The organism is Bacteroidota bacterium (genome assembly GCA_018816945.1).
GTDB lineage: Bacteria > Bacteroidota > Bacteroidia > Bacteroidales.
In genome coordinates this window covers 1-25,508 of the sequence record JAHIVC010000103.1, presented here as the reverse complement: position 1 = coordinate 25,508, position 25,508 = coordinate 1, and the positions used below count along the sequence as shown (strand labels likewise).

Here is a 25,508-nt window from a genome sequence, read left to right as displayed (position 1 = left end):
GATCATAAAAATTGCCTTTATATTATTGATAATATTAGACTTCTTTATCAAATTTCAATGAAAAAGGCAAGTGTTAAATTTGCAATTTTATAATTTTTTCAGTAACTTAACTTGAATTACTTTTTACGAGTTCATCAATAGTTCATAACCTTACAAAAAAAGTTTTAGAACTATTAAAGCAAAAAGATGTTGTTGATAGATACTTGTAGCGGCCTGGAATAAAAAACCCTCGATTAGAAAACTGAAAACCTTGATCAATGGGATATCATTACAAAACAAAACGCACAGGCAAATAATTGAAAGCAACAAAAAAAACGTCCATCAAAATATTAAGAAATATAGATACATCATCTTTAACAATTGACGAAATATCTAAATTAACAGGAATAAATTATAAAACAATTTATAGGACTTTAAAGAGACATGGCTTATCATTTAAGAAAGCATTAAAAAAGTCTCATAAAGAAGCCTTTCTCACACCACGATCAAGTATCCTTGGTTTAAAACCAGCCCCCCCAGATCAGCAAAATAATTTTATAGAAAATGTAAAATTAATAGTGAAAAAACGAGCCGATATTGAATTAACTGATGAAAATATAGCCTCAATCATGGGAGTAGGCCGTGGCGTGGTAAATCGATGGAAAAGAAATCCAAATACATCAATATTTAAACGGATGACCGAACGAAAACAAAAGTATCTTCTTTATGAAATAAAAGAACGGCTTGAAAGGCATAAAGAGCGGATCAATAAGAAATAACTGAATGTTAGTTATGTGTTATTAATTAGCATTCGATTTTTCTAAAAATATATACATAATCAGTGCGTTAAATTCAAGCTGGTGGCCATTGGTCAACCAGCTTTTTTTTTGAAATAATGATACCAAAATAGCTCCAGGTCCTCGATGGCCCGGGCTTGTATTGATACCACACCAACGCCAGGACACACCTGATCCGGACCAGCGCCGGGGGGGAATACGATATCAAAAGAGGAGTAGGGGAGGGCAATAGGGAAGAGAGATACCCCATGATCATAAAAATCTACTGTGTATAAAAGTACTCAATAGTTCAAAAATATTTAATTATAAATATCTGATTATATAATATATAAAATGTTTCATGTGGAACACTAATAATATATTTATATTGACTTTGTATATTATATTAATGTATAGTAAGTCATGAGGTTAAGGGGACTGTTAAAGGCTGCAACCTGGACAGTTTAAAATTCACAGCAAACGAAAGGATGTAAAAAATGGCTTCAATTTTCAATTTCAACAAAGATTTTTATCCAACTCCGCTAAAAATGATAAACAAAATGTGGAGTAAAATACCACAAAAAGATAGAAGTGGTTTAAACTATATTCTTGATCCACAGGCCGGAGATGGAAAAATTATTGAATATCTTAAAGATAATTTTCGGTATTACCATAGCAAAACTATTCATGCGATCGAAATAGATCCGCAGCTTCAAACCATTCTCCACGGCAAAAAAATAACTGTTATAGATTCTGACTTTCTTCTTTATGCCGGTCCTGATAAATATGATTTGATCATGATGAACCCACCGTTTTCAAATGGTGACGCACATCTTTTAAAGGCCATAGATATCATGTATTCAGGGCACATCGTATGTCTTATTAACGCCGAAACGATCAAGAACCCTTATACAAATTCAAGAAAACTATTGGTTCAGAAATTAAACGATCTGAACGCCGATATCGAATTTATACAAGATGCTTTTCTTGAGGCTGAAAGAAAAACAGCCGTTGAAGTTGCCCTGGTTTATATCCACATTAAACGCGATATTGAAACAGATCTATTCCAAGGCCTGGGGGATGCAATTAAAGAAGACCATGGCAACGCCCATGAAGAAAACGAAATCGCCCATAGGGACGCCATCGGCAATCTCGTATTGGTTTATAATCGCATCATCACTATTGGAACTCAGTCTCTTCTTGATTTTTATAAGAACTATCATCATGTAAGCAATTATCTAACGATTGGCATTAAAGGTGAAGAAGAAAACCGGTTTTCTGACGTAAATGATAATAAAAAACTGACGGCTTTGATGCAGGAGAAACTAAACACGTTTGTGTCAAAAGTAAGAGTCGCATACTGGCGTAAGGTCCTGAACCTTGACAAAGTTGCAGAGCGCATGACTGTCAAAAAACTTGAAGAATTTAACGTCAGACTTCAGAATAATTCCCAGATGGATTTCACTGAAAACAATATCCGGACGTTCATTTTAAATCTGATCAATTCTTATGAAGACATCTTAAAAGAAGCTGTTCAGGATTTATTTCAAAAATTGACCATTGAAAGTGCATATCACGAAACCCTCCATACAAAAAACATTCACTATTTTAATGGCTGGAAAACAAATAAAGCCTATCGCGTTGGTAAACGAGTTATCGTCAATATGGGATACAAGGCCTTTATTGATTGGAGTGGCCGGTGGTATCTTGATTGGGATGCGGCCAGGAAATTAGACGATATCGATAAAGTTATGAATTATTTCGATGGACGGTCAGAATATGTGTCTATCAGAAAAGCAATTGACCAGGCCTATCAAAACGGCCAAACATCAGGTATTGAATCAACATATTTCAGGATCACGACACATAAAAAAGGTACAATGCATCTAATGTTCTTAAACGACGATATTCTAAGGCGCTTTAATATCACGGCTTGCAAGAGTAAAAACTTTTTGCCTGAAGATTATGGCCGTAAGCCATTTGAAGACGTTAAAGATATTGATTTTGAAGATAAAAAAACATACGAAAAAAACATTTCAAATGAAAAATCACTCTTCTATCAAAATCACTTTTTGAAAATAGCCTCTTAAAAAACACCTCACTCTCTATATCCCTGGTCAAGCATGGCCAGGGATAATCTTTTATATACTACCGCGTAAAAGGGCAGTAGGGAAAAGAAATGCCCTTGTCAGCTTAAAATATGCAATATTTCAGTGTGTTTAATTTAATATTAATTAACTGATATTATTATAGAAAATAATGTTTCATGTGGAACAATAATAATATATTATTATTGACTTTATATATTAAATTAATGTATAGTAAGTCATGAAGTTAAGGGAACTGTTAAAGGCTGCAACCTGGACAGTTTAAAAATTCTCACAGCAAACGAAAGGATTCAAACATGATTAGATTTGTTCTTGAAACGACCGGTTACAAAGCAAACACACAGATTTTCACATCATTTGACTTGTTGTTTGATTTTTTAGAAAATAACAAAGACACTAAAATCGTCAATATTCAAAAGGAAATGTTGGTTTCCGGTTCCTGGTTGAAAATAGGGTAATAAAAACGCCCTGGGGGGCTGCAACTCCCCAGGGCCTTTTGTAATATATCACAGCAAAAGGATTTAAAATAAATGACAAAAATTAAAGGTGTATATGTGACAATGGGTGATAATCCTGAAACCGTTAACGTTGAAGAATTTAGACGGAGAATCTGCCATCTTGAAAGAATCATTCATGTAGACCGTCACGCTTGTGTCGGCCCGGAAGAGAAAGAAGGTAATTTAAATATTATGAAACGGGTTGGCTCCGAGCTCATAAACACAACGTGTAAACGGGCAACCGAAGACGATTGGACACGACGCGAGAGCATTATTGACCGGTCCACCACATTTTTAATCAATTAAAAATTGATAAGGGGAATAATTATGGACAGTGAAACCTTTGGAATAAAAATGAAAGCCGCTGAAACCTTTTTAAACCATGAACCCGAAAAGTTTGAATATTGGGAGGGATATATCAGAGGTTTGCACCGGAATTGTAAAGGCTCAAGCTTTGGAACAGATGCAGAACACATGTCATGGCTCGGGCTTAATACCGATACAGGAGATTATCGGCGCTACCAAAGGCACCAGGGCTATCGAGACGGGTTTTTTATTAATAACGATAGTATTCAATGTCTTTGTCCGGAATGCAATAAACCTCTGTTTTTTGATGGTATTCTCTTGGTTGAAAAATATGCTGTTTTTGGTTGTGCCTGCGGATCAGCCATGGATTATGAAATTAAAACCGGCAAATGGTCCCAATAGACAAACCACTTCATGCATTTTTGATCCCTTCAAAGACCCCAGCCAAACAAGGCCGGGGTTTACTTTTTTAAGACCTGCCAGAATAGGGCGGTAGGGAAAAAAATCCCCCTTAGAATATTGAAATAGAATAAACCGTAATAATAGCATATATTTACATACTTACTTTTAAGTAGTTGATTTTATTAATAATAAAATGTTTCACATGGAACAATAATAATTTATTATTATCTTGACTTTATATATTAAAATAATGTATAGTAAGCCATGAAGTTGAGGGAATTGTTCAACGGCTGCAACCAGAGCAATTCAAAAAAATCACAGCAAAACGAAAGGACAAAAAACATGAGAAGAGGATTTAGAACACGATTCGGACACGCAAGCGACAGAATCAGCCCTTTGACAAATGATCAACTGCTACAGATGGCCCCATCAATCGGCGCAACCGCCCCGATTAAAGAGGTTTCAAAATTATACACATTCGTACCGACCCTGCCCGTGGTTGATCTTCTCCGGGGTGATGGTTGGGTCCCGGTCCAGGCCAAAGAAGTCAACGTCCGGATAGAAGAAAAAAAAGGTTTTCAAAAACATCTGATCAGGTTCCAGCGAAACGACCTGATTATCACACCCGAAGAACGGGTTGATATCGTGCTTTATAATAGCCATGACCGAGGATGCGCTTTTAATTTGATCGCCTCTATCTGGCGAAAAATATGTTCAAACGGGTTGATGGTTTCGAATGATTTGTTGAATTTTTCCCACCGCCACATCGGTTTTGATGGTAACGCCTTTTTAGAATCTGCACAGAAAATCGTTGCCAGCACGTCAATGATCGCCGACCAGGTCGATTTTATGAAATCCATTGAACTAACCCCTGACGATAGAGGGGTTTTTGCTATAACAGCCCTTGAAGCCGCCTACAATGAGCCTGAAAAAGCCCCTGTGACAGCTGATAGGCTTCTGACAGATAGACGTATGGATGACAAAGGGAAAGACCTTTGGACGACATTTAACGTGGTTCAAGAAAATCTTATGAAAGGTGGTTTGCCCGGTAGATCCAAGGCCACCGGAAAACGCCAGAGGACCCGAGCCGTCAATTCAATTGATAAGGATATCAAGTTGAATAAACTCTTGTGGTCACTGACAGAAAGAATGGCCGAATTAAAAACAGCCGAATAAAAATAAAAAGGCCCCCATTTGGGGGCCTTAAAAAAGGACTGGTACAATGACTTTTAAACTCACCGGAAAATATACCCAGGATAGACATGTGATCAAAATAATTTTGATGCTTTTCGGAAATTTAACGGTTTCGACTTTGAAAAACCTCAACCATGGCAGCCGTACTGTACCAAGCAGTATTTATATATTCCCTGATGTTCTTTCGTTTGGTTGTCACCTGGGGGGCTGCAACCCTCCAGGTGACGATTTACAAATCCCTCACAGCAATGAAAAGGATAATACCATGATATCAGATACCCAAAAAAATGGGAATACCATATCGTTACTGAATGACCTGTATCTTAGTCTTTTTGTGTTGAGGCATAACAACCCGGATGAAATTAAAAGAACCAGAGAAAAGAGTTTAAATTTGATAATTAAAATTCGAGAATCCATAAATTCCGGTTGTAAATAAATTAACATTATTTTAATGTATTTAACCTTAAAACATAAGGGCACCATTATGAAAAAATACACAATTGAAGAATTAAAGAACCCTGAATTATACAAAAAAATTCCGGAACTTGCCAGCATCGCAAAAACGGCCGCAAACAATCATTTTGAATCCGGTAAGTTTAATATGGGTAGAGGAGATTTCAGCCGGGCCATTCTTGCCGGTCAATTTCCCGAACTTGTAAAACCTTTATGGGATAAAAAAGTTGATCATCGATTGAACGAATCCCAGAAAAAACAAGAAGGGATAACGTTCTGTGAAACCTTCACAGCGCCAGAAGGTTACACTCTTGAAATAGACAACGAAACAGTTTTAATTAAAGGTCCGTATTGTTCGGATCTGGGAAAACGTTTGAATAAGATCGGGTTTTGGGACGGTCTTAAACATAAAAACCGAAAATGCTTTGTCATACCCTTGGAAAATGCCAAATCCTTAAAAAGGATTTTTTCAAATTGGCAGAAGGGCAGGGCGGTATCAAATGTTCAAGCCAATATCACTGAAATTGAAAAATGGTTGGGGTATGTTGAGGCAGCAGCAAAAGAAGGACGGTTATATCAAAATGGTCTTGATAAACTGTCTTCACTGAATATAAAAGACCATCCCGAACTTGATCAAAAATTAAAAACACTGGTCGATCTGGCCAAAGAAACCAAAAAGAAAGAAGAAGAAAAACCCAAATATGGCCAATCATGGAGCGCGGAAAAAATCGCGCTATGTTCCAAATGTAAAACTCCTGTGAATGTCGGTGATCACGTCCGGTATAAATACCAGAGTGGTAATAAATCTCTTGAGCATGTTGCATGTGATCAGGCATTAAAGCAAAAACAAAAAAGAGAGGCTGAAGCCCCTTTTAAACTTTCTGGTGGTAGCGGTTATTATTGTAATGGTTGGGCAGAAGGTGAGATCGTTCAATCCACGGAAAAACAAAGAGAGAACGGATATCCTGAATTCTTGTATGTTGTCGAATCACGGAAACAATATTACAAATATGACGGCCTTTCTTTCGGTGTCGGTGATGATTCAGGTTATTTGTATTTTGCCCGTTGCCGTCAAGCAACCGAAGAAGAATCAAAATCCCTAAAAGAAGAAATAGCCGCAAAAAAAATCATTCAGAGGTCAAAAGAAAAACTATTAAAACTTAAAAAGCATATTCAGGAAATAGGGGAGTACCCGCAAGAAAAAGGGATTATCCTTAACGGTGACGTTTATCTTGACACCCAAACTATTTACGGGGGCGGTGATTGGTTTGTGGTGGATTCAGAATGGATTTGGTACGTTAAAAACAACGGCATGGACGGTGACGACTGGTCACGGAATAATATCCGAACAGGTGGTGCCGGGGCAATCGGTTGGAGAACCCCGTTTGACGAAAATGTATATCTTCAACTAATAAAACTATCAGAAATTTTAGATTAACGTGATGCCCTGGGCGAACATTCGTCCAGGGATAAAGGCCACTATGAAAATAAAAAAAATGATTGACGATTATCAAGAACGGATCGGCCAATTCAGTGTCGCACTCGATTCTGAAAAAGAGTTGAAACGTATGGCGATAAAAAACAATAATCCAGATTCAGAGATAGCTCTTCATCAATCAGAAATAAAAAGACTCAATGATTTGCGTCAACTGTGCATCCAGGTATTACAAGATTTAGATTCATTAGATTAAAGAGCAAAAGAACGATTTTGGTATAAATGAAATGTTTATCCAACATCGTTCTTCAGTAAAACAACATAAACATTTCAATCTTAAGAAGGATTAAATATGTATACCGTTTTTGAAGTAGGGAAACCTTACCCAGGAGCTGTACCGAACCAAGAGGGCGCTGTGATGGAATTATCACAAAGCGGTTTGATCGTGTTGATTCAATTTCAAAATATTTCAAACGAAGAATTAAAGGCGTTTAAAAATTCGTTTAATTCATATTCTTATTTTGAATCAAATACACCCGTCCCGATACCGGTGTTTGTTTTTCCGTTTCCAAAACCTTTCGGAGCAATTGATGTTAATTTTAATGCTCGATTAGTAAACCAAACAATCCTTGATGATTTTATGAACGGGCATGGTAATGCAATCACATTTCATTTAATCGATGGGAATATATTAAAAGCAAATAAACTTGTCGGATTAGATACGAAATGTATTAAACTTTTTCATCAAACTATAATTAAACAATTAACCACAGATTATTCACAACAAGATTATATAAAATACCTTGATGGTATATTCAACTTTTCATCTGATGAACTTTTTAAAATGGGTCAAATATTCCAAAAGAAAAAACCAGTTCAAGCAGATCAATCTCAAACAAACATATCAGGCAAATCCTCAAATAATCAAGAAATCATTAATAAGTGTTTAACCGGGTATCTAAAACCTGGGATGAAATATAATTCCCCTTTGCCGCCTGAATTGTCGGAATGGTATTGTTATACAATTGATGGTGGTCATAATATTTTATCCATTTTAAAAATTCATTATCAAGATGATATGGTCTTCACTGATTACCTTGTCCCATGTCCGGTAAAAGCTGTTCTTGAAAAAGGATATGAAATTAAAAACGGATTTGTTGTTGTCGATTTGCCGTACTCAAAAGAACTGGGTGTAATCATAGATGGGAAAGACGAGTTTTAACAAAAAGGGATTATATGGATAAAGACAAAACAACAGTATGTTTCACAATAGAGAAATCGTATTCTGATAAGATTAAACATATTTCAAATACAAAAGGTCCATCAAGTGCAAGAATCATAGAACGGGCTGTTGAAGAATATTTAAAAAACAAAAATCCAGTGGACGTGCATGAGGACGAAAAAAAGAAACAAATGTGTTTTTACCCTTCGGATGAAACACAGGACAAGTTAAAGCGAGTAGCCAAAGACGAAGGTCGAAGTGTTTCAAATCTTGTTTCGGTGATCGTTAAAAACTATATCAGGGACGAAGAAGATGAAAAAAAGTGACGTAAAGGTTTTTAGACATTACGAAGAGTATGACACAAAGAAATATGGGAAAGTTCGTCTTTTAAAATATAAAGACGAAACTAAAAATAAAAGAAAGGTTTGTAAGGTTGGAGATGATTCAACGGATTATTTCTTTATACCTGAAAGTGAATTGATAGCGCACGAACGAGAACGGAAAAAACATAAAATTAAAAGATCGCCCGTTGAAGCTCAACGGGAATATCATAAAGAAATGACTGACCAAGGATTTAAGCCTAAAACATATTATTTGTCTGAATCAAACATTCAAAAACTTGAAGAATTAAAAGAAAAAAGTGGCCATAAAAAATGGAATGATTTTATGAATGAATTGATTGATAATTTATAGTTTGTTTTTAAATGGCCAAGGGGCAGTAGGAAAATAAATAAGGATGAGACTTTTAATATGTTCCATCCTTATTTAAGCCAAACGCCTTTGAATTTTTTATCTTCACTATCGCCTGTGTGTTTTACCTTTGAAGCTGGAGCAAGTAACATGTCTTTGTTGATCACACATCCCATGCTTTGTAATTCATCGATCAAATTTAAATCTGCGTAATATTTATTTAGAATTCGTAAGCTTTCAGCTTCTAAATCTTTAATTTTTTGTAATCTGTGGTCAGAGAAATAATATTTTTCTGAATATTGAAATGATATAAAGGTCCCACAAAAAAAACTTAATAATAAAATTGATATAAAAAATATGATCCTTGAGCTTCGCTTAATGGTACTTGTCCGCTTTAATAAATTTAAAACATTATCGTGTAAATCATTAGATTCAATACGAAGGGCTTCAAAAAATTGATTAATCAAATTTTTTTGATTTTCAATTGCTGATTTGAATTCATTGATTGAATTGTCAACACGTTCGAGTTTTGGTGTATATTCTTCCAAAACAACGATTGTTTCGAGAATTCTTTGGCGGATATTATCTTGGCTCTTTTCATTCGATTGATTCATGGGTTTCAGCCGGTTTTGTAATGATGGTTTGTTTTTCGTCTAATCCGAATAAAGCCCTGTCTGCTGGTCTTGTTAAAAATGCTCCCATATACCGCTTTATATCATCTGGATTTGTTTTTTCAAGAAAGTAAGCCCCCACAAGAATCTTTCGTCTCGTATCATTTTTCTTTTCAAGTGTCTTTTGTTTAGCCAGTTCACTGGCGATTTGTTTTTTAATTTGTTCTTGCTTTTGCATTAAGGCTTTTAGTTTGTCGTTAGGGTCAACCATCGATATTTTCCTTTCATTTTGGATTCAGGCACGATCTTTCTCCCCTTCTGCCCCCTTTGGACAGGTTGAGCGGAGCGATTCCTTTAGTATTGATAAAATATCTTGATAAAATCGAAAAATCAAGCTATTTTTATACCGTTCACTGTGTTGGAGTGAGCGGAGCGAACGGAACCCGAGCGTAAGCTAAGGGCGCACTTATACGTTACTTCGTAACGTGTGCGGCCTCCGGCGGTGTCGAACCTTAAGGATTCTCTAAAATGGCCCAATATCATCTAACAGCAAAAATAATAAGCAGGGCAGCAGGTAAAAGTGTTGTAGCCGCAGCAGCATATCGGGCGTGTGTTCAGCTTCATGATGATAGCATCGGCAAATCATTTGATTATTCAAATAAAAAAGATAATGCGCATTCTGAAATTCTTTCTCCCGAAAATGCACCATCATGGGTCACAGATAGAGAAGCTTTGTGGAATGAAGTTGAAAACATTGAAAAAAGAAAAGATGCCCAACTTGCAAGAGAAGTCGAAGTGTCATTACCCATTGAGTTTTCGATGGAACAAAACATTAATTTGATCCGTGAATACGTTAATGAAAATTTTATTTCAAAGGGCATGATTGCCGATATCAATATCCACAATAAAGATGGGAACCCACACGCACATATTCTTTTAACACTTCGTGATATCACTCCGGAAGGATTCGGTCAGAAAAATAGATCGTGGAATAATAAAACATTAATCAATGAATGGCGTGAGAGCTGGGCCAACGTTCAAAACCAACATCTTTCAAAAGCTGGTTTCGACATCGTTGTTGACCATCGCAGTTATGTTGACCGTGGCATTGATCTTGAACCACAGATTCATAAAGGACCCATGAAACATATGGGTCTTGATTTTGATAATGAATTAGATCTGATGATTGACACAGAGCGTGTCCAAACTGAAGTCGACAACGAATATATTGAAGATACAAGCAGTGAAAAGGAGGTTCGACTTACACCAGGCTCAGACATAGAACCAAAGATTCGAAAAAGACAAAAGAAGCATGTGAATTATAATTCTACTCGCGACTTAGATCGAATGGTCGAGTATGAACGAATTTCAAGGGAAAACGGCAAGCGGATAATTACAGATCCGACAATTGCAATCAATCATCTTGCAAATCATAATGCGGTGTTTTCTGAATATGACATATTAAAATGTGCAAATCTTTATAGTCATGGTCTTAATCAATTTAACAAAGTTCGTGATTCAATTCTTGAAAATTCAGAACTTATCTATTTGGGTACCGACCACAACAATGTGAAGCGTTACACGTCGCGTGATATGATGCTTGCAGAAGAGGCCATGTATAAAAAAGTTAACGCTCTTCACAATAAATACACGCACACCGTAAAAGAACAATACCAAGAACAAGCGGCATCACAGAGGACCATGACCGATGAACAGTTACGTGTCTTTTATGAAGTTATTAATGGTCCCGATATATCGTGTATTGAAGGTGTCGCTGGATCAGGGAAAAGTTATGTTCTTGGTGCGATCAACGATGCATATGAGGCCCAGGGGTATCATGTCATAGGGGCCACTATTTCAGGTATCGCAGCAGAAGGGTTACATCAGAGCTCAGGTATTCAATCCAAAACAATAACGCGACTTCTTTGGGATATATCGCATAACCGATTAAAACTGTCTAATCAATCGGTTCTTGTTATTGATGAAGCTGGTATGATCGGCACCAAACAAATGCAAAACTTAGTCGGCCTTGCCAATTACTTTGGGGCAAAAATTATTCCTGTTGGCGATAGAGAACAAACACAAGCAATGGCAGCTGGTGGTTCGTTTAGGGGTATTGTTGATCAAGTAAATACATCACGTATGCAAAATGTCATTCGACAAAAGAATGAATGGCAAAAACAAGCGACAATTAATCTCTCTTCTAATCTTCGTGATAATGTCTTAGCTGGAATCGATCTTTATAATGATAACGGTAAAATTCATTACCAAACATCACTTGCTGAAGCCAAACTGAATTTGGTTTCAGATTGGTCAGCAAGTATTGAATCAAACAAGAATGATTCACATTTAATTCTTGCATTCAAAAATGACGATGTAAAAGAATTGAATTTAATGGCCAGAGAGAAAATGAAAGAACTTGGTTGCCTTGGCAAGCAATCACATATGTTTAAAATTCAAGAACGATCATCTAAGAAAGGGTTGTTTGATAAACAGGAAAAAGAAAATTCTAAAAAGGGATTTTTTAATAAACTCTTTAATACCGAACAAGCGGAAAATAAGGATTTTGATTTCGATACAAAACAAGATGTCATTGAATTATCTATCAACGATAGAATCATGTTCACAAAAAATGATGGTCATGGAATTAAAAATGGGACCATCGGTACAATCCAATCGATTCATAAGAATTCAATTACCGTACAAATTGATAGTGGCGAACTGGTTGTTTTCAATATCAACGATTACAATCACATTAAATACGGCTACGCTGCCACAATAAATAAAACACAAGGTGTCACAGTTGATAGAACCTACTCATTCATAACCACTCAATGTGATAAACATTTATCCTATGTAGCCTTAACAAGGCACCGGGAAGATGCACATCTTTATGCCGGGTTTAATTCTGTTTATCCTGAAAATGGGTGTTTTGAAAGCAAGAGCCAATTTAAAGAAATATTAAGTCAGACTCGTTACAAAAATCTTGTAAGTGATTATGCGTATCTTCGAAATATTGAACCACCTGAAAGTCGAATTGTTGATTTAAACGACATTGTATTAAAAGATGACCTCAATGAACAGGATATGAATGTTATATTCAAATATCTGACACGCCACCATTCGGTATTTTTAGAAAGTGATATTCATAAATTCGCAAAAAGTTATGCAAGGATTCCCGACCTGAAAGAGACTATTTTAAATAGTTCTGAACTCGTTAAAGTCGGCTACAACGATAAGAATATGCCGCTTTATTCTTCGCTGGACGTTCTTAACAAAGAAATGAATATGTTCAGGCATGCCGATGAATTACATTCAAAGAAAACCTTTAAAATTAATGATTCGATTATTGAAAATATTAACAATGACCTCAAACTCTATGGTGATCAATTAGAGGCGTTAATTCATATAGCGAACGGGACGAATATATCAAATATTGTAGGCTATGCGGGAACTGGTAAGAGCTATCTATTAGGAGCCGTTAAACAGGCTTACGAGACCCAGGGGTACGATGTACAAGGCTGTGCTTTGTCCGGTATCGCATCTGAAAATCTTCAAACAGATACAGGTATAAAAAGTACAACAATTTATAAGTTTTTGAGAGATGTAAGCCAGGGAAAAATCATTTTAACTGACAGATCCATCATTGTATTGGATGAGGCTGGGCTTGTCGGTACTCATCAGATGGAAGAAATATTAAAACTAATCGCAGCTTATGATTCAAAGATAATCCTTGCGGGTGATTATCAACAGCTACAATCCATTGCCTATGGTGCCCCCTTTAAGGGGCTTGTTGACAAATACGGTCATGCCACACTCAACACAGTAATACGTCAAGAGGTTGATTGGCAGAAAAAAGCAACAATTGAGCTGTCCGGATCAGAGAGTGATGTGAAGATTGCGTTAGAAAGATATTTATCTAACCGTCACATTCATTTTTCCTCACATCACAATACCGCCCTGGAACACGTGTCAAAGGGTTGGATGCAGGGTGTTGAGGCTGAACCTTCAAAAATTCATCATATGTTCGCATTTAGGCGTAAGGATGTTGATGAATTAAATGAAAGAGCACGAAAGTTCTTGCTCGATAGGGGCCTCATTGATAGGGATTCTTTTTCATATGTAACCAAGACCAACGACACAAAAGAAAACCTCATCCACCTTGACGATGAATTGATTTTATCGCAGAAATCCTCAACAAAGGATTTTAGCCGTGGTGATCGCCTTATGTTTCTTAGAAACGATATGATGATGAACGTGAAAAACGGATCTCTATCAACGGTTATTGATCTTAATGAAAATTTTATAACGGTGGTCCTCGATAATTCAGGTGAAACAGTCAAATTTTCACCCAAATTATACGATGAATTTACCCATGGTTATGCCTCTACAATTCATAAAACACAGGGTGTGACTGTCGATAAATCTTATGTTCTGGCAACAAAACATTTTGATAAGCACTTAAGTTATGTCGCCTTAACAAGGCACAAAGAAAATGTGGCGATGTATGGCTGTTTAGGAAAAACAGGATTCAAGGATAAAGATGATTTTTTTGAGAAAATGAGCCGTGACAACTTAAAGGATCTTGCCCTTGATTATGCTCAAAACATTAAAACGGGTCCCGTAAAAATTGTTGAAGAGAACGTCAGCGAAGTTTTTGAACAGGTTAGACCTGTTGTGGAAAGCTTAAAACCAATGGAGGATACAAAATTGACAGCTCAGGAGTTGATTCGGGAAGCAAAGGAGATGCATGCCCACATCCAACAAGACGGTAAAGGAGGTTTTATGTCTGCCATGAAAGAAATTCAGAGCGGAATGTCTATTGGCGCCAGGAAGGACGAACTTGAGCGGTTTAAAACAGAAATCAATCTTTCCGAATATGCGGCGCATAAGGGATACGCATACGATAAAAAGGAAAGCTACAGCAATATTATAACTATGAGGACTGACTTCGATAAAATCAATATTTCCCGGGGCCAGGATGGGCATTGGGTTTATAAAAGCTGGACATCAGGGAAGGGCGGCTCCATCATTGATTTTGTACAAAATAATGAATTGAAAAGTATCGGGGAAGTCCGGAAAGAATTGCGGCCATGGATCGGTGAGCAATCGTTAAAACCCATCGTTCCGGAAACCCATTATCAACGAACCGTGCAACCCGTTAAGAAGGACCGGGAATCTGTCCTGGCCGAAATGAATCAGGCCGTTGAAAGCAATGACCACCAGTACTTGAAAAGCCGGGGGATTGATCGAATTGATTCTCGATTCCAAGGAAAAGTTTTTATTGATTCATATAAAAATGCCGTTTTCCCACACATTGATAGGGAAGGGGTGTGCTGTCTTGAAAAACGCAATTATGAGTTTAAGGGCATGTCAAAGGGTGGTGACAAAGGGCTTTGGGTCTCCCATACGTATAAACATGATAACCGATTGGTTATCACTGAAGCACCCATTGATGCTTTGTCGTATCACGAGATCAACCGAGACGAACATACCCGCTATATCAGTTTCGGTGGTCGGATGAACGAAAAACAGCAGGAGCTTCTAAAAGCTGCGATCAATAAAATGCCCGATAATTCGGTGATAATCCTTGCAACTGATCACGGGAAAGATGGCGAACTGTTCGCCAAGGATATTGCCGCGATGAGTGAAAATAAGGCCCATCGCATTGTCCGGGATGCTCCAGAAATTGGTAAGGACTGGAACGAGCAGTTGAAGCATGTGAAGGGCATTGGCCAGGAAGCCCAAAAAGAGAAAGATAATGGGTATGGATTAAGCATTTAAAGAGCAGGGCAGGATCTGTGATGGCCATAAAATAAATATAGATGATATGGTATGGTTTGAAAATTATCCGGCCAATCCATCCCTTGATGTGGCCACGCCCAAACCCGTTTCATCGTGTTGCCAGGGTTGTTCGAAAATGGTAGATGTGACGTGGCGACCCGCACGGGGCAACGAAATCAAACATGTTAAGAGCTTTATAAGGGTCCTTCGGCGTTATGGGGTTAAACAAAGCCGGGTCTTTTTGGCAGTAGGGAAAAGGGATGCCGAAGGTGAACCGATTGATCCGGATCTGGGATTAAATGTCATCGGAGTTGCCACGTGTGTGATTCATCATCTTTAATGGAGATTCCCAATGGATTTAATTGTTTCTGAAGATATCATTGCCAATAGGATTTTTACGATTCGCGGTCAAAAAGTCATGCTTGACCGGCATTTGGCTGAACTATATGGTGTTGAAACCAAGCGTTTAAAAGAACAGGTTCGAAGAAATATGGACAGGTTCCCTGATGATTTTATGTTTGAATTGTCAAAAGATGAGTTCGAAAATTGGAGGTCGCAATTTGCGACCTCCAATGACAAGATGGGTTTAAGAATACCGCCCTTTGCCTTTACAGAGCATGGGGTTTTGATGCTTTCCAGTGTTTTAAACAGCCAGAGAGCCATTGACATTAATATCCAAGCCGTCAGGATTTTCAACAAGCTCCGAAGGGTGGTCTTGGATAACGAAGACATAAGGAACGAATTGGCCGAATTTAAAGAACAAACAGAAGGCCGGTTTAATATTGTGTTTGAGGCTCTTGATCAGATTTTATCGACCAAGAGTGATGAGAATAAAAGGAAAATAGGTTTTTAAGGAAACCGTAATGCCGATACCGAAAATTAATATACAAGATATCTCTCGGGCAGGCCATGTCACACGGTGGCATAGTGTCCGGACATTACGAAATCAGACTCTGGCTGAACATCATTATATTGTAAGTATGCTTGTCAATAAGATGGCCAAAGAAATACCCTCTGATCCCCTGACCGATTCTGAACGGCTTTTATTGTTAGAATATGCCATGTGGCATGATACGCCCGAACTTCTTATGGGCGATCTGGCATCTCCCTTGAAAAGAAGGATAGAAGAGATCTCGAAAATAAATAATCCGATCGAAGAAATTGAAAAAGAGATTGCGCCCTGGTTGATTAATCTAAGAGGAAAAATCCAAAAGAAACCAGAGCTTTATATTATTTTTAAGCTGGCAGACATGATGGATGCAATTGTTTTTATCTTCCAGGAGGGGGTAGGGGAGCATTCAAAAGCAGTAAGGAAAAATCTTGAAACCGCTTTTCATAAAAAAGTATCATCCGGGAAAGAGGTAAAACCAAATTATAATTGGCAAATAGCTGAGAGCATTTTAAACGATTTGCTTCACGCGACAACAAATCAGCTTGAGTTTGAAGATATATCGGCCATCAAGTAAGTTTGTTGCAATTATTCAATATAGTTTGGTGATGGGTAAGATGACAGATTGCGCTTTTTAGTGCGATGGTTGGGGTTACCCCTAATTGATTAAAACTTGGGATAACAAGTGGGAAAAGAAACCCTTATTGATAAGCTTATGGGCATCAAGGACATAAGCAGATACAGTATTAAAGAGCTTGTCACCATGACCGGCTACGGGCAAAGCACGATATACCGCATCGTGAAGAAACACGGAATTCCTGTTGTTGCTTACTCCATAAAAGACAAATTCATGGAGCCCAAAAATACAATCCTCGGAATTGAGGTCCACCAACCGGATAAGCAGATCGAAGTCTTCAAGCGGGTACGTGCTGCCGTTAGAGCCAGGACAGGTATCCTCGTAACGGATGATGACTTTGCAAAGATCATGGGTGTCGGTTCAGGCCTTATCGACCGATGGCAGAGGCCCCCGAACTCACGGATGTATAAAAAGATGGGCGAAAAAGAACAAAGACGCCTTCTGTTTGAAATTAAGGAGCGGTTAGCCAGACTCAAACAGTCAAAAAAACGAACGAGAAAGAAGGGATAGTTGGAAAGGATGACCTGGATCGGATATCGACTCATATTATTAATTTCCATATTGATACCTTCAATGTCCATGGCTGGAGGGAATATCAATAATGATTCATTTTCCAAATCCAAGAAGATATTGTTGGAAAAGGTTTATTTTGATCACCGGGAAACGTTCTATTGTGGCTGCATTTTCAATAAAGACAAATCAATCATCCCTTCTGACAAATACACCTCGAAGCGGAGCAACAAACGGGCTCAAAGGATTGAATGGGAGCATGTCGTTCCGGCGGAGGCATTTGGCCGATCATTTCCCCAATGGCGTGATGGCCATGAAAGTTGTGTGGATCGGAAGGGTAGGGCGTTCAAAGGCAGGAACTGTGCCCGGAAGGTTTCAAACGAATTTCGCCTCATGGAGGCGGATCTATACAATCTTGTACCGGCATTAGGTGAAATAAACGGAGATCGTTCAAACTACAGTTACGCAGAAATACCTGGTGAACCCCGTGAGTATGGGGCGTGTGATTTTGAGGTCCAGGACCGAAAAGTGGAACCAGCTCCAGAGATAAGGGGGGACATTGCCCGGACCTATTTTTATATGGATCAGGCTTACCCTGGTCATGGGATCATATCAAAGAAAAACCAGAGACTTTTTGAAGTCTGGTCCGCCCAGGACCCGGTTGACGCCTGGGAGTGTGAACGAGCCCAGAGGATCAAAGCTATTCAGGGGAATATAAATCCGTTTGTGATAAGAGAGTGCAAAGAATAGTTCTTATGGCTTCTGAATACATCAAATCCGAGATTCAAAAAGAACTTGAATGGGTTTATGAAGAAATAATGTGGCTTGCTCGACGCCCGAGAGTTACCCCGTCATCAGCCAGAGCGTGGTATACCCATATAGCGTCTGAAAGGCTTAAAAGAAAGATAAGAAAGTTTACGGGCATGGTTTCAGACCGTGCGATATCAGATTTTAACAATGAATTGAGGCTGGAACATTATAAACGCATACAGACCAAATTAACGCAGCTTGTAAAAGAACACCTTGAAGGCAACATAAATGACCCGGAAGAGTTTATTAAAACAGTCATTGAATGTGAAAAAGTACATATCGTCACTCTTCATGAAAATTATGCTGCCATGAAATCAAAGGGCGACTATGTGAGGGCGGGCATTCAGCTTATCAAATGGGACGACATTGAATTAGAAATAAAAAGAGACCTTTGGGATAAAATGATTCGAGGGAAAGTCTCCAACGCTGATTTGTATAAGGTTTGAAATATAAAACTAAATCGGGTTAAGGTGCTTTCGAAAGATTTATAAAGGTTCTTTCACCAACTGTCTACAAGGGATTAAACATGTTTCGATCATTCGCAACAAAAGTTCTTGCATTAACATTTGTTTTTTTTTCCATACAATACACTTATGCAGACGACAATCGACCTTTTTGGACTGAAATGAGTTCTTGGCTTGAAGGGGACGTTCTGTTTTCGGTTGGGATCGCTTCTAATGTGAAAACTGAGGAAGAGGGGCGTAATCTCTCATATAAAAACGGGGTCTCAGAAATTGAAAAGTACATTCACGTTAGCAATCTCGGCTGTGTACCTATTGAGACCCAGATGACTCATACCGAAATCCTAAAAGACGGTAGGTTTAATGTTTATAGGCTTCTGAAAGCAGATAAAAATAAATTATTTGAGCTTAAAAACGCTCAACTTGAGGAAGATGCGGAGATAAACCGGCTCAAACAAAGAGAGGCCGACCGTGTAAAAATGCAAAGGGAAAGCTTTGAACTTAAAAAACAAAAAATACAGGGCAATTTATCCGGTGAGGATGTAGTTTTTAATTTCAAATCAAAAACATACCATTGCTCAAAATGTAGATGGGCTGTCAAATGTAAAAAAAGTTGCACACAAATCCCTTTATCTGAGGCCTTGAAATTGAATGGGATACCATGCAAGGCATGTGGTGGAATTTGTGGATCAAAATAAGAAACCACGTAATATTTTACAGGCCGATATCATGTATTTTTTAAGTTTAAAAATCCAGAAACCACCCCTTTAAATTAATTTTGAAATATTGACTGCGTTTTTTGACTCAAAAACACTGCAAATCAGACCTTAATGTGAAATTGATCAAGAGGTTAATATACGTTCGTTTTCTTTACCATGGGTTTTGTTGAATCATTAGGACTTCCGACTTAGAAAAACTTGTGAAATTCGAAATATATCTGTATGTTTTGATTGCGCTTTAGATCCACAGATTTTCACACTATATGTATTTTGGCCAAGTGAATTATTAATCAGTTTCAATTTACATACCATCGTTTTCAGCCGATGCGCGCACCTATCGCGCGAAGCGGTTAGGCTTTCATATGCATAAGTTCAATTTAATAGAAAATGCCAACGATTCATTAGAGCATGCAATCCAACATATGGGGCCTGTCAACAAAAATTGTGCCGGAGATTGGAAGCGGATTATTGTTGATATCGCACATGTTGTTGAGTTGCTTTTTAAAGAAACTCTTCGACGAAAACATCCTGCTTTTGTTTTTGATAATATAGACAAATACCCTTCGACGGATGCATTTACCGTGGGAGCAGAAAAAGCATTAAAACGGTTACAAAAAATTTGCAATATCCAATTTTCTAATGATGAACTGAATGCTATAGACACCGCCAGAAAAAAAAGAAATGAAATCGAACATTTTGAATTTTCGATTACTGAGCATGAAGCCAAGACCATTGTTGGCCAAGTCCTTTCATTTATATTTAGCTTTGCGGATGATCACTTACATCTTGAATGGAAGGCTGCCCACCTAAAGGATAGCAGTTGGCGGATACTCCGACAATACACAGAATTCTATGAGGATTTGCTACGAAAGGCGCATGAAAAAATTGATGGTGATGAACATATCTATGTCATTAAATGCACCTCATGTCACAACAAAGCATTCGACGTAGATGAAGAAAAGTGTCTTGTTTGTGGGTATGCCGAGGAGGTGTTGGATTGCAAGTGGTGCAAAGAACCATATATATTTTCGTCTTGCGAATACGGAGAGGAAGCAGAACTTTGTCCAATTTGCGAAGATAAAGACGGCTATGCTTCTGCTAATTTTGAGAAATATTGAAGATTGACGCCAATGATCCTAAGACCATTCAAGCTGACAACTGGTGGTATAGGGAGCATGCCGCGTGGGTCAGTAAACGAGGCTGAAACTCGAACAACAAAAGAGATCACTGAATTCAAATATTAAGGCTATACTCTTCTCCAACATGCTCCCTCTATTGGACATGTTTTATGTACGACCTATCGAGTGAGATGGATAGAATCAGAGAATTAACTTTAAACGTTCATGGGGTAGCTCACGAAATGGTATAAGTTGAAATAACCAATAAGAGGTATATTATTTTGGCACAAATTAGACATATTCATATTAAAAGATTTAGGGTCATTAACGAACTTATTTGGTTTCCAAAACCAGGTCTTAACTGTCTTATTGGTTCGGGAGATTCAGGAAAATCAACTGTTCTTGATGCGATTGATTTAGCCATAGGAGCAAGACGTTCATATCCTTTCACTGATTCCGACTTTTTCCAACTCAATACAAAAAACCCAATCGAAATATTTGTTACCATCGGTGCATTAGATGACCAACTTAAAAATATTGAGGCTTATGGAATGTTCTTAAGGGGTTTTAACTCTGCCACGGGCGAAATAGTAGATGAACCTCTATCTGGCAAAGAAGTTGTATTAACAGTGAAGTTGACCGTTGGAGAAGATTTAGAACCCGATTGGTTGCTTTATTCTGAAAGAGCCGTGGCTGATGGTCTTGAACGCAGGTTGCAATGGAAACACCGTGAGTTAATATCTTCAGCGAGACTTGGTGCAGCCCCTGACTATCATTTTGCGTGGGGAAATAAATCCATCTTGAATAAATTATCCGAAAAAAATATCAACGCGTCATTGACATTGGCCCAACTTGGTCGGAAAGCTCGTGAAGCTTTTTCTGGTGGCGAGGTTGCGGGAATTAATGCTGTGTTGATTCAAGTAAAAAATATCGCTAATAAATTAGGGGTTTCAGTTGGTGATTTAAAGGCGCTACTTGATGCAAATAGCGTGTCGCTTGCACATGGTGCAATAAGTCTTCACAACGATGACAATACTCCACTGAGGCAGTTAGGGACAGGTTCGTCGCGTTTATTGATCAGTGGCTTACAAAAGTGTACAAATATCTCCAAAATACTTATAGTTGATGAGGCTGAGTATGGGTTAGAGCCATTTAGGATAACAAGATTACTTAATGAGTTGGGCTCTAAAGATGAATCGCAGGAACAACAAGTTTTTATTACAACACATTCCCCTTATGTTTTACGTGAGCTTAAAGCAGAACAACTTCATGTTGTTAGAAAGGTTGGTATAGTCCCTTTTCCCCCTCCAAATACCCATTGCTCTCATTATATACACACACTAACTGGCGGTAATGAAGAACAAAGTACATTAAGAGTATGTGCTGAGGCTTTTTTTAGTCGGTCTGTCATTGTCTGCGAAGGTAAAACAGAAATAGGCATTGTTAAAGGTATTGATCTTTATTGCCAAGATCAAGGCCACATGAGCATTCAAGCGCATGGTGCATACTGGGCGGATGGTGGAGGACAGACACAGTTCCAACGTGCTAAAATCTTTAATATGTTAGGATATCCTACTGCCATATTTAAAGATTCTGATAAACAAGAGGAAGAAATAGAAGAAACAATCGAAGCGAAAAGAATAGGGATCAAAATTTTTGAATGGGGAGAGAATAACGCTACTGAAGATGCTTTATTTAAATCCTGTCCCGAGGTCGTAATACCGGCCTTGATTGATTTGGCCGTCGAACGAAAAGGGCGTGAGTCAATAAATTCCAATATTCAGAAATATTCTGGAAACAGTTTTAATTTAGAAGATTGCCGCACTAAATTTCAAGATACGATGAGAACAATATTATCGAAAGCGGCTAAAAGTAAGAATGGTGCTTGGTATAAAGATATTGAACCAGCTGAAAATATTGCTCGCTCAATTATTGCACCACACTACTCAAATTTTGGAAAATTACTTACTAAACCAATAAATGAATTATTTGCTTGGGCTAAGTCTGTCGGTGGTTTTCTATGACAGTAGAAGCCGTCTTATCGTCTCACCGGGGTTTAATTGTTGCTCCAGCTGGATGTGGCAAAACACATTTAATAACGGAAACTCTTAATTCCACATCTAACAAGCCGTTTCTGGTATTAACTCATACTACAGCTGGAGTCGCTGCATTAAAATCGAGACTTAAGCGCCTTGGTGTACCAAATTATCAATATGTTGTTGCAACAATTGACGGTTGGGCACTGCGAATATCAACTATGTTTCCTGGGTCATGTAATGTTGTCGCAACTCCTGATACTCCTAAAGTTTTTTATCCTGAGTTGCGTCGCAAGGTTAATAAGTACATTGATTCTGGTCATATATCTGATCTTATTCAATCAACATATTCACGGTTATTGGTTGATGAATATCAAGACTGCAATTCTGATCAACATGCATTAATTTGTTCTATTTCAGAGTTTTTGCCGACTATTGTTTTCGGTGATCCAATGCAATGCATATTTAATTTTAGTGATCCTATGCCATGCTGGGTTAATGGGGTTCAAGCGAGATTTCCAATAATTTGTGAACTTAACACGCCTTGGCGATGGATAAACGCTGGGACACCGAATTTAGGTCGTTGGATTATAAACTGTCGTAATCTGTTAAATAAGGGCAACCCAATTGATCTGCTGAGTTGCCCGGAATATGTCCAATGGCATCAACTTACTGGTAATTATCAAACTGACTCAAAAAATCAGATTGACGTACAGTATCAAATCAGAAAAAAAAATGCCGCCTCTGATTCGTTATTAATTATTGGTAATCCTTATAAGGCTGATTTAAGACATCGTTTTGCTAGCACAGCGATTGGAATTGATGTGGTTGAACCTGTAGATTTGAAAGATATTTTAAATGACGCTTCTAAGTTTGATACCTCAAATGGGGTTAAATTAGCAAGCCATGTTATAGACTCAGTTTCAACTATGATGACAGGGATCAGGAAAGAATATTTGTTAAAACGAGTGGCCACTATTTTAGCGAGTCGGAACCGGACACCAGCAACTGCTTTAGAGATAGCTGTAAAATGTGTGGTGGAACAAGGAGATAATAATTCTATAGATAACTTACTTAGTTGTCTTGAACTCTGTTCAGAAACAAGGATTTATAGAAAAGGAGCTTTTTCAGCTCTTAAAAGTGCCGTTTCGCTTAGTATCGGCGATTCTAACAAAACAATAAGGCAATCGGCTGAAATAATTCGAGAGCAACGACGGCATCAAGGTGATCGTCGTATCCCAACGAAAGCTATTGGCTCCACGCTGCTACTGAAGGGCCTTGAAGCTGATCATGTATTTATTCTTGACGCTGATGGAATGAATTCCCATAATTTATACGTGGCTTTATCCCGAGGCGCAAAATCCATAACCGTTTTTTCAAACAAAAACATTCTCCCTTAACGGGTAATGAAAACATAGCTGCGATTTTGTCCGGTTGAAATTCCGTTTTGAAAAATATAGCTCCGGAATTTCCCCCCGGTTGATTTATGTTTCCGGTAACTAAAAAGCCAAGCGAATGTTAGTATTTACCATAAAACTAACATTCGGGTTTTAGGAATCCCAGGCACTTTCCCCGTCATTCTGGACACAAGAAAAACATGTGATTTCTGAGTTTTAAAAAAGGAGCCTCGGTCTAACTCAATTTCGATTTGCGGCTGGTGACACGAATGTTGGGGTTACCCCAACTTAGGGTGTATTTACTTGTAAATCTCGGTTATAACCAAAATTCTGAGGGTTTGGGTAAAAATGAAGCTTGGCAAGATGCCTTACCCGAGTTTACGACAATTATTCCCTATCATACTGCTTTGTATGAGTTAGGAACATTCCGGGGTTTTGGGATTACAACCCCAAGAGGAAAAAATATAAGCTGATGTTTGAACAAGCCTTCAAAAATATAGATGACATCCTCTGGAAAGAGGCGGGATGTGGGAGCGAATTGGATTACACGGAGCAGACCTCCTGGCTCCTGTTTCTGAAATACCTCGACGGTCTGGAGCAGGACCGTTCCGATGAAGCCGCCTTGAGCGGGAAAACTTACACCTACATTCTCGACACACCTTACCGTTGGGAACTTTGGGCCGCACCCAAAGGGAAAGATGGCAAGCTGGACCACAATGCCGCCCTCACTGGTGATGACCTCCGTGATTTCGTCAACCAGAAGCTCTTTCCCTATCTCCACGGCTTCACTCAAAGGGCCACCGGGCCGGACACTATCGAATACAAAATCGGCCAGATTTTCGGGGAGATCAAAAACAAGATCACCAGCGGCTACAACCTGCGCGAGATCATCGACCACATCGACGAACTGACCTTCCGGTCCCAGGTGGAAAAACACGAACTCTCCGCGCTCTACGAGGAAAAGATCAAACGCATGGGCAACGCCGGACGAAACGGCGGTGAGTATTACACCCCGCGTCCCCTTATCCGGGCCATGGTCAGTGTGGTCGCCCCAAAAATCGGCGAGACCATCTATGACGGTGCCTGCGGTTCGGCGGGCTTTCTCTGCGAGTCCTTCGATTATCTGAAATCTGGTGCCAATCTCACCACCGGGGACATCAAGGCTCTTCAGGAAAAGACCTTTTACGGCAAGGAAAAAAAGTCACTGGCTTATGTTATCGCCATCATGAATATGATCCTGCATGGCATCGAGGCACCCAACATCATCCACACCAACACCCTGACCGAGAATCTGGCGGATGTCCAGGAGAAAGACCGCTACAACATCATTCTGGGCCCAATGGAAACATAGCTGCGATTTCACCCAATAGAAATTCCCTTTTTTGAAAAGAACTGGAATATTTCTCCAATTCCACGTAAAGTCATATTTCGTTTTGCATTTCCAAATAAATTTCATAATAAAAACTTTTGATTT

The 25,508-nt window shown here is 38.5% G+C and carries 25 protein-coding genes and 1 pseudogene; 24 read left to right on the top strand and 2 right to left on the bottom strand.

Annotated elements, in window-relative coordinates:
• The first annotated feature begins 296 nt into the window (after window positions 1–296).
• The 12 genes from KKG99_17485 to KKG99_17430 all read left to right on the top strand — a co-directional run bounded on the left by KKG99_17485 (window position 297) and on the right by KKG99_17430 (window position 9,065).
• Window positions 297–758, top strand: coding sequence for a hypothetical protein (locus KKG99_17485; GenBank protein MBU1014790.1), 462 nt, complete (start codon window positions 297–299; stop codon window positions 756–758).
• A 494-nt stretch (window positions 759–1,252) separates the two neighbouring features.
• Window positions 1,253–2,845 carry a DUF4942 domain-containing protein gene (locus tag KKG99_17480; GenBank protein MBU1014789.1) on the top strand — a complete coding sequence of 531 codons (1,593 nt, stop codon included), beginning with the start codon at window positions 1,253–1,255 and terminating at the stop codon, window positions 2,843–2,845.
• A gap of 314 nt (window positions 2,846–3,159) precedes the next feature.
• Entirely contained in the window at window positions 3,160–3,321 is a 162-nt protein-coding gene (locus KKG99_17475; GenBank protein ID MBU1014788.1) for a hypothetical protein, read from the top strand.
• Window positions 3,322–3,393: 72 nt separating this feature from the next.
• On the top strand, window positions 3,394–3,666 hold the full coding sequence (locus KKG99_17470; protein MBU1014787.1) for a hypothetical protein: 273 nt from the start codon (window positions 3,394–3,396) through the stop codon (window positions 3,664–3,666).
• Between the two features lie 21 nt (window positions 3,667–3,687).
• Window positions 3,688–4,068 carry a hypothetical protein gene (locus KKG99_17465; GenBank protein MBU1014786.1) on the top strand — a complete coding sequence of 127 codons (381 nt, stop codon included), beginning with the start codon at window positions 3,688–3,690 and terminating at the stop codon, window positions 4,066–4,068.
• A 420-nt stretch (window positions 4,069–4,488) separates the two neighbouring features.
• Window positions 4,489–5,244, top strand: coding sequence for a DUF945 domain-containing protein (locus KKG99_17460; GenBank protein MBU1014785.1), 756 nt, complete (start codon window positions 4,489–4,491; stop codon window positions 5,242–5,244).
• A gap of 46 nt (window positions 5,245–5,290) precedes the next feature.
• Window positions 5,291–5,698 (top strand): hypothetical protein, encoded by a 408-nt coding sequence (locus KKG99_17455; protein MBU1014784.1) that lies wholly within the window; start codon window positions 5,291–5,293, stop codon window positions 5,696–5,698.
• A gap of 48 nt (window positions 5,699–5,746) precedes the next feature.
• A complete protein-coding gene (locus KKG99_17450; GenBank protein ID MBU1014783.1) occupies window positions 5,747–7,153 on the top strand; it encodes a hypothetical protein in 1,407 nt (468 codons plus the stop codon).
• A gap of 58 nt (window positions 7,154–7,211) precedes the next feature.
• Complete coding sequence (locus KKG99_17445; GenBank protein ID MBU1014782.1) at window positions 7,212–7,406, top strand: hypothetical protein; 195 nt, start codon at window positions 7,212–7,214, stop codon at window positions 7,404–7,406.
• 96 nt (window positions 7,407–7,502) lie between these two features.
• Entirely contained in the window at window positions 7,503–8,372 is an 870-nt protein-coding gene (locus tag KKG99_17440; GenBank protein ID MBU1014781.1) for a hypothetical protein, read from the top strand.
• Between the two features lie 14 nt (window positions 8,373–8,386).
• Window positions 8,387–8,698, top strand: coding sequence for a hypothetical protein (locus KKG99_17435; protein ID MBU1014780.1), 312 nt, complete (start codon window positions 8,387–8,389; stop codon window positions 8,696–8,698).
• On the top strand, window positions 8,685–9,065 hold the full coding sequence (locus KKG99_17430; GenBank protein ID MBU1014779.1) for a hypothetical protein: 381 nt from the start codon (window positions 8,685–8,687) through the stop codon (window positions 9,063–9,065). Before KKG99_17435 ends, KKG99_17430 begins: the two co-directional genes overlap by 14 nt.
• 68 nt (window positions 9,066–9,133) lie before the next feature.
• On the opposite strand, the gene KKG99_17425 is transcribed toward KKG99_17430, so the two are convergent.
• The gene (locus KKG99_17425) at window positions 9,134–9,610 is read right to left on the bottom strand and encodes a hypothetical protein (GenBank protein ID MBU1014778.1); all 477 of its coding nucleotides are present in this window, start codon (window positions 9,608–9,610) and stop codon (window positions 9,134–9,136) included.
• A gap of 49 nt (window positions 9,611–9,659) precedes the next feature.
• Complete coding sequence (locus tag KKG99_17420) at window positions 9,660–9,911, bottom strand: mobilization protein (protein MBU1014777.1); 252 nt, start codon at window positions 9,909–9,911, stop codon at window positions 9,660–9,662.
• Window positions 9,912–10,201: 290 nt separating this feature from the next.
• Between KKG99_17420 and KKG99_17415 the strand changes: the two genes are divergently transcribed.
• The 12 genes and pseudogenes from KKG99_17415 to KKG99_17360 all read left to right on the top strand — a co-directional run bounded on the left by KKG99_17415 (window position 10,202) and on the right by KKG99_17360 (window position 25,367).
• Window positions 10,202–15,457: an AAA family ATPase gene (locus KKG99_17415; protein MBU1014776.1), complete on the top strand. Its 5,256-nt coding sequence runs from the start codon at window positions 10,202–10,204 to the stop codon at window positions 15,455–15,457.
• Window positions 15,458–15,593: 136 nt separating this feature from the next.
• On the top strand, window positions 15,594–15,797 hold the full coding sequence (locus tag KKG99_17410) for a hypothetical protein (protein ID MBU1014775.1): 204 nt from the start codon (window positions 15,594–15,596) through the stop codon (window positions 15,795–15,797).
• A gap of 12 nt (window positions 15,798–15,809) precedes the next feature.
• Complete coding sequence (locus KKG99_17405) at window positions 15,810–16,310, top strand: ORF6N domain-containing protein (protein ID MBU1014774.1); 501 nt, start codon at window positions 15,810–15,812, stop codon at window positions 16,308–16,310.
• A 10-nt stretch (window positions 16,311–16,320) separates the two neighbouring features.
• A complete protein-coding gene (locus KKG99_17400; GenBank protein MBU1014773.1) occupies window positions 16,321–16,923 on the top strand; it encodes an HD domain-containing protein in 603 nt (200 codons plus the stop codon).
• Between the two features lie 108 nt (window positions 16,924–17,031).
• Window positions 17,032–17,493 carry a hypothetical protein gene (locus tag KKG99_17395; GenBank protein ID MBU1014772.1) on the top strand — a complete coding sequence of 154 codons (462 nt, stop codon included), beginning with the start codon at window positions 17,032–17,034 and terminating at the stop codon, window positions 17,491–17,493.
• A 9-nt stretch (window positions 17,494–17,502) separates the two neighbouring features.
• A complete protein-coding gene (locus KKG99_17390) occupies window positions 17,503–18,243 on the top strand; it encodes an endonuclease (GenBank protein MBU1014771.1) in 741 nt (246 codons plus the stop codon).
• Window positions 18,244–18,248: 5 nt separating this feature from the next.
• Complete coding sequence (locus KKG99_17385; protein MBU1014770.1) at window positions 18,249–18,749, top strand: hypothetical protein; 501 nt, start codon at window positions 18,249–18,251, stop codon at window positions 18,747–18,749.
• Between the two features lie 80 nt (window positions 18,750–18,829).
• On the top strand, window positions 18,830–19,462 hold the full coding sequence (locus tag KKG99_17380; GenBank protein MBU1014769.1) for a hypothetical protein: 633 nt from the start codon (window positions 18,830–18,832) through the stop codon (window positions 19,460–19,462).
• A 383-nt stretch (window positions 19,463–19,845) separates the two neighbouring features.
• Window positions 19,846–20,601, top strand: a complete 756-nt coding sequence (locus KKG99_17375; GenBank protein ID MBU1014768.1) for a hypothetical protein — start codon at window positions 19,846–19,848, stop codon at window positions 20,599–20,601.
• Window positions 20,602–20,882: 281 nt separating this feature from the next.
• Entirely contained in the window at window positions 20,883–22,625 is a 1,743-nt protein-coding gene (locus KKG99_17370) for an ATP-binding protein (GenBank protein ID MBU1014767.1), read from the top strand.
• A complete protein-coding gene (locus tag KKG99_17365) occupies window positions 22,622–24,037 on the top strand; it encodes an ATP-dependent helicase (protein ID MBU1014766.1) in 1,416 nt (471 codons plus the stop codon). Before KKG99_17370 ends, KKG99_17365 begins: the two co-directional genes overlap by 4 nt.
• Before the next feature lie 469 nt (window positions 24,038–24,506).
• Window positions 24,507–25,367 (top strand): annotated as a pseudogene (locus tag KKG99_17360) (type I restriction-modification system subunit M).
• The last annotated feature ends 141 nt before the right edge of the window (window positions 25,368–25,508 follow it).